At 46.7% G+C, this 1,315-nt stretch carries 2 protein-coding genes; both read left to right on the top strand.

The genetic code is table 11. From position 1 onward, the window contains the following. Positions 1 to 110 precede the first annotated feature (110 nt). Positions 111 to 563 (top strand): NAD(+)--rifampin ADP-ribosyltransferase Arr-3, encoded by a 453-nt coding sequence (locus OKC31_RS21550; protein WP_001749986.1) that lies wholly within the window; start codon positions 111 to 113, stop codon positions 561 to 563. A gap of 132 nt (positions 564 to 695) precedes the next feature. Further along, positions 696 to 1,169: a trimethoprim-resistant dihydrofolate reductase DfrA27 gene (gene dfrA27 / locus OKC31_RS21545; RefSeq protein ID WP_001749985.1), complete on the top strand. Its 474-nt coding sequence runs from the start codon at positions 696 to 698 to the stop codon at positions 1,167 to 1,169. Positions 1,170 to 1,315 lie beyond the last annotated feature (146 nt).

Raw genomic sequence — 1,315 nt, 5'->3', positions numbered from 1 at the left:
ACGCCGTGGGTCGATGTTTGATGTTATGGAGCAGCAACGATGTTACGCAGCAGGGCAGTCGCCCTAAAACAAAGTTATGCAGCCAAATCCCAACAATTAAGGGTCTTAAAATGGTAAAAGATTGGATTCCCATCTCTCATGATAATTACAAGCAGGTGCAAGGACCGTTCTATCATGGAACCAAAGCCAATTTGGCGATTGGTGACTTGCTAACCACAGGGTTCATCTCTCATTTCGAGGACGGTCGTATTCTTAAGCACATCTACTTTTCAGCCTTGATGGAGCCAGCAGTTTGGGGAGCTGAACTTGCTATGTCACTGTCTGGCCTCGAGGGTCGCGGCTACATATACATAGTTGAGCCAACAGGACCGTTCGAAGACGATCCGAATCTTACGAACAAAAGATTTCCCGGTAATCCAACACAGTCCTATAGAACCTGCGAACCCTTGAGAATTGTTGGCGTTGTTGAAGACTGGGAGGGGCATCCTGTTGAATTAATAAGGGGAATGTTGGATTCGTTGGAGGACTTAAAGCGCCGTGGTTTACACGTCATTGAAGACTAGTCCTTTGCATAACAAAGCCATCAAACCGGACGCCAGAGATTCCGCGCCTGTTGCGCATGGCTTCGCCATTTTATGCGCAATAGGCGCGCCACCCTGTCGCCGTTTATGGCGGCGTTAACCCAAAGGAGTATCGTGAAAATATCACTAATGGCTGCAAAAGCAAGAAATGGGGTTATTGGCTGCGGCTCGGATATCCCGTGGAACGCTAAAGGTGAGCAGCTGCTTTTTAAAGCAATAACTTACAATCAATGGCTCTTAGTCGGCCGTAAAACATTTGAGGCAATGGGGGCTCTCCCAAATAGAAAGTATGCAGTTGTCAGCCGCTCAGGATCGGTAGCTACTAACGATGATGTGGTTGTGTTTCCATCTATAGAAGCAGCAATGAGGGAGCTAAAGACTCTTACGAACCATGTTGTTGTTTCTGGTGGTGGAGAGATCTACAAGAGTCTGATCGCCCATGCCGACACGCTACATATCTCGACAATAGATTCCGAGCCAGAGGGCAATGTTTTCTTTCCGGAAATCCCCAAAGAGTTCAATGTGGTGTTCGAGCAGGAATTTCATTCAAATATAAATTATCGCTATCAAATCTGGCAAAGGGGTTAACCATCCAAGCCATCGGACACATTTTGCTTCGCTGCGCTCAAAACGCAAAATGTGCCGCTGCTTAGCGGCGTTAGATGCACTAAGCACATAATTGCTCACAGCCAAACTATCAGGTCAAGTCTGCTTTTATTATTTTTAAGCGTGCA

It is taken from the genome of Aeromonas sp. Y293-4, from assembly GCF_027705905.1.
GTDB classification, from domain to species: domain Bacteria; phylum Pseudomonadota; class Gammaproteobacteria; order Enterobacterales; family Aeromonadaceae; genus Aeromonas; species Aeromonas veronii.
The sequence above is the reverse complement of the archived record's forward strand: the minus strand, read 5'-3'. Positions and strand labels throughout refer to the sequence as shown.